Source organism: Streptomyces sp. NPDC046215, assembly GCF_040646215.1.
GTDB classification, from domain to species: domain Bacteria; phylum Actinomycetota; class Actinomycetes; order Streptomycetales; family Streptomycetaceae; genus Streptomyces; species Streptomyces stramineus.
Map to the genome: position 1 here is coordinate 65935 of NZ_JBEYZW010000034.1, position 6142 is coordinate 72076.

Annotated in this window: 4 protein-coding genes; 2 read left to right on the forward strand and 2 right to left on the reverse strand. The window is 71.2% G+C overall.

The window, feature by feature from the left end; translation table 11 throughout:
* Positions 1-272: 272 nt before the first annotated feature.
* Entirely contained in the window at positions 273-1775 is a 1503-nt protein-coding gene (locus ABZ951_RS17155; RefSeq protein ID WP_361280136.1) for a hypothetical protein, read from the reverse strand.
* Between the two features lie 465 nt (positions 1776-2240).
* Between ABZ951_RS17155 and ABZ951_RS17160 the strand changes: the two genes are divergently transcribed.
* Complete coding sequence (locus ABZ951_RS17160; protein ID WP_344095067.1) at positions 2241-2918, forward strand: bifunctional DNA primase/polymerase; 678 nt, start codon at positions 2241-2243, stop codon at positions 2916-2918.
* A gap of 96 nt (positions 2919-3014) precedes the next feature.
* Here the strand turns inward: ABZ951_RS17160 and ftsY are convergent, their stop codons facing one another.
* Positions 3015-4253, reverse strand: coding sequence for a signal recognition particle-docking protein FtsY (gene ftsY, locus ABZ951_RS17165; RefSeq protein ID WP_344095069.1), 1239 nt, complete (start codon positions 4251-4253; stop codon positions 3015-3017).
* A gap of 240 nt (positions 4254-4493) precedes the next feature.
* Between ftsY and ABZ951_RS17170 the strand changes: the two genes are divergently transcribed.
* Positions 4494-5960 (forward strand): cytosine permease, encoded by a 1467-nt coding sequence (locus ABZ951_RS17170; protein ID WP_344095071.1) that lies wholly within the window; start codon positions 4494-4496, stop codon positions 5958-5960.
* The last annotated feature ends 182 nt before the right edge of the window (positions 5961-6142 follow it).

Sequence of the window (6142 nt, forward strand, 5' to 3'; positions counted from 1 at the left end):
TGGGCCGGTTTTCGCCATGAGGTTGGCGCAGCGGGGTTTCAGCCGATGCGACGGGTTGTTTCGCGGCAGTGACGATGGGGCGGTGCGTGTTACGCCGCGATGAACCGCCGGAGGGCGGCCGGGGCCTGCCCTTACCCTGCCGCCCGCATCGGGAGCGCGGCCGGGGGGGAGGGCATGACCGACCGCGACGCCTACCCGGTGTGACCTGGCGTGGGGGAGCCGAGTCGGGCTGTACGGGGAGGTGCCGCGGCCGGGTTCGGGGGCCGGAACGGTCAGACCGCGTGTGCGGGCTCGACCGATTCCGGGAGGTGGATGCCGAGTTGTTCGGTGATGGAGACGACCTCGGCCACATCGCCGAAGTCGCGCACGGCGGTGTCGACGGTCTTGCGGAGGCGGTTGTTCACCCGCTCCGAACGGACCTGCTTGGCAATCTTGAGGGCCTGGCCGGCGAGGACGGTGGACTGCTCCGGCTCGCGCTCCATCAGGTGCACGGTGGCCATGCCGATCAGATTGAGCGCGTACGAACGGTAGTGCTCGGTGTCCTGGGAGAAGAGCTCGACGGCCCGCTCCATCTTGGGCCGGGCGAGCGAGGCGTAGGTGGGGCTGCGGCCGGCCACGTAGGCCAGATCGCGGTAGGAGTGGGCGTTCTCGGCGTTGAGCTCGGCTTCGGAGAAGAAGCGGATCCAGTCGGGGTCGCCGTCGCCGGTGGCGCAGTCGGAGAAGCAGTCCTCCGCCATGTTCACCGCGCGCTTGCACTTGGCGGGCTGGCCCATGTTGGCGTAGGCGCGGGCCTCCACCGCGTAGAGCATGGCCTGGGTGCGCGCGGTGGCCGTCTCCCGGGAGCCGTACTGCCCGAGGTGGATCAGCTCCAGGGCGTCCTCCGGCCGGCCGAGGTGGATCATCTGCCGGCTCATGCTGGAGAGGACGTACGAGCCCAGGGGGCGGTCCCCGGCCTCCTTGGCGGCGTGCAGCGCCAGGACGAAGTACTTCTGGGCCGTGGGGTGCAGGCCGATGTCGTAGCTCATCCAGCCCGCCAGCTCGGCCAGCTCGGCCGCGGCCTTGAAGAGCCGCTTGGAGGTGGCCGCGGGCTGGGGCTCCTGGAGCAGGTCGGTGACCTCGTGGAGCTGCCCGACCACGGCCTTGCGGCGCAGCCCGCCGCCGCACTGGGCGTCCCACTGGCGGAACATCATGGTCGTGGACTCGAGCAGATCCAGCTCGGGGCCGGAGAGCCGGGAGGCGCGCGAGGCGCGGTCCGTCGCGGGGTCGCCGGAGGCCCGGCCGCCGGGCCCGGGGGTCAGCCAGCGCTGCATCGGCTCGATGAGCGCGGGGCCGGCCGAGAGGGCGAGGGAGGCGCCCAGGAAGCCGCGCCGCGCCAGCATCAGGTCGCTGCGGGAGAACTCGCTGATGAGCTCCACGGTCTGCGGGCCGGCCCAGGGGAGGTCGACCCCGGACACGGACGGCGACTGGTGTGCCGTGCGCAGCCCGATGTCCTCGATGCCGACGACGCAGCCGAACCGCTCGGAGAACAGCTCGGAGAGGATCTTGGGGATCGGCTCCCTGGGCTGCTCGCCGTCCAGCCAGCGGCGCACCCGCGAGGTGTCCGTGCTGATGTGATGGGCTCCCAGCTGCCGTGCTCTGCGGTTGACCTGCCGGGCGAGCTCGCCCTTGGACCAGCCGCTGCGCAGGAACCACGAACCCAGCTGCTCGTTGGGGCGCTTGTCGGCCGCCTTGTCAGCCTTTTCGGCACCATCGGTGCCGCTGCCGTTGCCGCCCACCTGGAAGCCCCCATTCCGAACTCTGCTCGTCCGTACTCTGCTCGCCCGTGAACCGCGGTCGGCCCGCCGCCCTTTTGCGGGGGTCCGATCAGTGCTGCACCACCCCGACCGGGGGTCGAGCGGCCGGGCGGCGGACTCTCCATGCCTCCGGCATACCCACCGGCGGGTACAGCTCCTCGGGTTCCGTGCACCGAAAGTAATCCTACGATCACCGATCCCGCGAGGGCAGTCCAGTAAACGCCACCATTCGCCACCCCAAGGAATGAACTCAACCGCACCTCTACGCGATTGACTTGACACACGAAGATCAGGGAGGGGGTGCATCGATGCACGCCACGGCGCATGGGTCGCAGCGCACCACCTGGCACACACCGTCACGCCGCCGCGTGAAGGGATTCGGCGACGGTCCGTGTTCGAGACACTCCGAGTCGTAACCATCGGCGAGCACGACCCGTTGGAGGGGGCATGGGCTTCACAATCGGCGGCATCCGGGACCTGCGCTCGAGCTCCCGGCGCCGCGGACGCGCGTCGGAGTGCGTGACGGCGGTCGCGGAGTACACGGGCCTGTGGGGGTGGGACGTGATCCCCGGTGCCCGCGCCTCCCGGAGCGGGCGCCCGGCCGGCGCCCTCTGCTCGTGCGGGGCCGCCGACTGCCCCTCCCCCGGTGCCCACCCGCTCTCCTTCGCCCCGCCCGTCCCGGCGGGCGCCACGCTGGACACCGCCGCGGCCGTCTGGGCCGAGGTGCCGGGCGCCGCCGTGCTGCTGCCGGTGGGCCGCTCGTTCGACGTCCTGGAGGTCGCCGAGACGGCGGGCCGGCACGCGCTGGCCCGGCTGGAGCGAATGGGGCTGCCGCTGGGCCCGGTGGCCCTGACCCCGCACGGCCGCGCCCTGTTCTTCGTCGCCCCCGGCGCCGCCGGCGAACTCCCCCAGCTCCTCTACCGCATGGGCTGGGACGACGCCCGGCTCGACCTGCGCTGCCTCGGCCCCGGCGACCACATCACCGCACCGCCCTCCGACTTCGCCGGTCTGGGCCCCATGCGCTGGCTGCGCCCGCCGACCCTGGACACGGCGGGCCGCCCGCCGCAGGCGCGGCTGCTGCTGGGCACGCTGGCGTACGTCTGCCACCGCTCGGCGACGCCGTGAGTGCCGGGCCCGGCACAGCAGAACGGGCGCCGTCGCGGTGCTGACCGCGGCGGCGCCCGTTGGCTGCGGCCCTCGCTGAGGGCCGCTTTCCGCTTCTCAGTCGCCGATCAGGGCGTCGACGAACGCCTCGGGCTCGAACGGCGCGAGGTCGTCCGCGCCCTCTCCCAGGCCCACGAGCTTCACCGGCACGCCCAGCTCACGCTGGACGGCGACGACGATGCCGCCCTTGGCGGTGCCGTCGAGCTTGGTGAGCACGATGCCGGTGATGTCCACGACCTCCGCGAACACCCGCGCCTGCACCAGGCCGTTCTGCCCGGTGGTGGCGTCCAGGACGAGCAGCACCTCGTCGACCGTGCCGTGCTTCTCCACGACGCGCTTGACCTTGCCGAGCTCGTCCATGAGCCCGGTCTTGGTGTGCAGGCGGCCGGCGGTGTCGATGAGGACCACGTCCGCGTTCTCGGCGAGGCCCTCCTTGACCGCGTCGAAGGCGATCGACGCCGGGTCGCCGCCCTCGGGGCCGCGGACGGTGCGGGCGCCGACGCGCTCGCCCCAGGTCTGGAGCTGGTCCGCGGCGGCGGCGCGGAAGGTGTCCGCGGCGCCGAGGACCACGGACTTGCCGTCGGCGACGAGCACCCGGGCGAGCTTGCCGGTGGTGGTGGTCTTGCCGACGCCGTTGACGCCGACGACCATCACGACGCCGGGCTTCTCCTCGCCGTTCACGCCCACGCCGCTCTCGGTGTGGACGCTGCGGTCGAAGTCGGTGCCGATGAGGGTGAGGAGCTCCTCGCGGAGCAGGTTGCGCAGCTCCTCGGGGGTGCGGGTGCCGAGCACCTTCACCCGCTCGCGCAGCCGCTCGACGAGCTCGTGCGTGGGGGCGACGCCGACGTCGGCGGTGAGCAGGGTGTCCTCGATCTCCTCCCAGGTGTCCTCGTCGAGGTGTTCGCGGGAGAGCAGGGTCAGCAGACCCTTGCCGAGGGAGTTCTGGGAGCGGGAGAGCCGGGCGCGGAGCCGGACGAGCCGGCCGGCGGTGGGCTCGGGGACCTCGATCTCCGGGGCGGCGGGCTCCTGCGGAGCCTCCGGTTCCACGGCGACGGGCGCCTCGGCCACCGGAGCCTCGGCGACCGGCAGGTCCACCTCTTCGATGGTCCGGCGCGGCTCGGCGCTCGGGGTCTCGGCCTCCTCGCCGACGTGCGGCTCGGCGGGCGGCGCGGTGACGGACGGGCTGCTCGGCGGGGCCGGGGGCAGCTGCTTCTTCTTACGGCTGCTGACCACGAGCCCGCTGATCGCGCCGAGCGCGACCACAGCGATGACTACAGCAAGGATGACGATTTCCATAACGGACCCAGTATCGGACACCACGGCGCCGGGGCCACCGCGGCGCCGGTCGGATGTGACTTCGTACGTAGTGACGAGGACCAAAGGCACTAACCGACCAAAGTTGGAGCAAAGTACGATGGCGTGGTCCTGTGTGACGCGCGTAGAGTCCGCAGCGTTCCAGTCTGCCCAAGCCTGCCCAGGCCCCCTCCAGCCTTTCCGGCTTTCCCCGCCCCCGCTTCACCCGCACGGAGCCCCCACATGGACAACGTCGTCCCCGCCGAATCCGAAGGCGCGATAGAAACCCGCGGCATCGAGCCCGTACCGGATCACGAGCGGCACGGCCGGGTCCGTGAGCTCTTCCCGACCTGGGTCGCCGCCAACATCAGCGTGTTGCTGCTCACCATGGGCGCGGCCCTGATCGTCTTCAACGAGCTGAACATCTGGCAGGTCCTGATCGTCGCCGGGTGTGCCGCGCTCGCGTCGTTCGGCATGGTCGGTGTGCTGTCGGTCTCCGGCAAGTGGGGCGGTGCGCCGGGCGCGATGCTCTCCCGCGCGACCTTCGGTGTCCGGGGGAACCTCTTCCCGGGCGCGATCCTGTGGGTCGCCCGCTTCGGCTGGGAGACGATCAACGCCGTCACCGGTGCCTATGCGGTGCTGACCGTGCTTGATCTGCTCTTCGGCATCAAGAGCAACAACGTGCTCATCGTGATCACGCTCTTCGTCTTCGTCGCCTGCACCTTCCTGGTGAGCGGCATGGGCCGCAAGGCCCTGAACGTGTGCAACACGTGGTCGACGTACCTCTTCGGCATCTTCAGCGTGCTGGTGCTGGGCTACCTGATCGCCAACATCCACTGGGACGACGTCTTCTCCAAGCCCGCCGGCACCACCGCGATGATGATCGCGGGCATCGGCACCATCGCGGCCGGCGGCATCAGCTGGGTGCCCACCGGTCCTGACTTCACCCGCTACCTCCCGCACGCCGCGTCCGGCAAGAAGATCGTCGGTGTGACGATCTCGGGCGCCGGCCTGGTCATGGTCCCCATGGTGCTGATGGGCGCCGTGATGGCCGTGGCCACCCCGGGACTGGCCGACGCGCCGGACCCGGTCTCCTTCCTCGGTGACATCCTGCCGACCTGGCTGGCCGTGCCGTACCTGGCCACCGCGATCATCGGCATGCTGCTGATCAACAGCCTGTCGATGTACTCGGCCGGCTTCACCGCGCAGACCATGGGCGTGAAGCTGCCGCGCGCGATGGCGGTCAGCATCAACGCCGTGATCTCGCTGGTCGGCGGTCTGCTGCTGATGCTGGTCGCGAAGAGCTTCCTCAGCTCCTTCATCACCTTCCTGATCCTCCTCGCGGTGTCCTTCTCCGCCTGGATCGGCGTGTACGCGGTCGACATGGCCCGCCGCCGGTCCCGCGCCGTGCGCTACGACGCGGAGGGCCTGATGGACACGGGCCGCACGAGCCGCTACTGGTACGTGGGCGGTTTCTGCTGGCAGGCCATGACGGCCTGGGCGATCGCGCTGATCGCGGGCATGTGCTTCACCAAGTGCGACTGGTTCACGGGCCCGCTGTCCTCGACGTTCATCGGGAAGTACGGGCTGGGCTGGGCGGCCACGATCGGCATCTCGGCGATCCTGATGGCCGTCCTGCCGACGCCGCGCGAGAACGGCCCGGCACAGGACACGACGTCGCCGGCCGAGCCGGCGAAGGTGGCCGCGTAGCCGTAGCGCTTCGCGCGTGGCCCGGACGCTCTGAGGCCCTCTCCGCCGTGGAACGGCGGAGAGGGCCTTTGCGTTGCCGCGTCCGCGGGCGGGCGGTCTGTACGGCGGTCGTGTCGGGTGCACCACCGCTGCGCGGCGGTGTCCTCAATCGCCGGACGGGCTATTCAGCCCGTCCGGCGATT

Excerpts from the sequence above, each read along its gene's own strand:
- ABZ951_RS17160 (WP_344095067.1), top strand. The coding sequence starts at position 2,241 with ATGGGCTTCACAATCGGCGGCATCCGGGACCTGCGCTCGAGCTCCCGG.
- ftsY (WP_344095069.1), bottom strand. The coding sequence starts at position 4,253 with ATGGAAATCGTCATCCTTGCTGTAGTCATCGCTGTGGTCGCGCTCGGC.
- ABZ951_RS17170 (WP_344095071.1), top strand. The coding sequence starts at position 4,494 with ATGGACAACGTCGTCCCCGCCGAATCCGAAGGCGCGATAGAAACCCGC.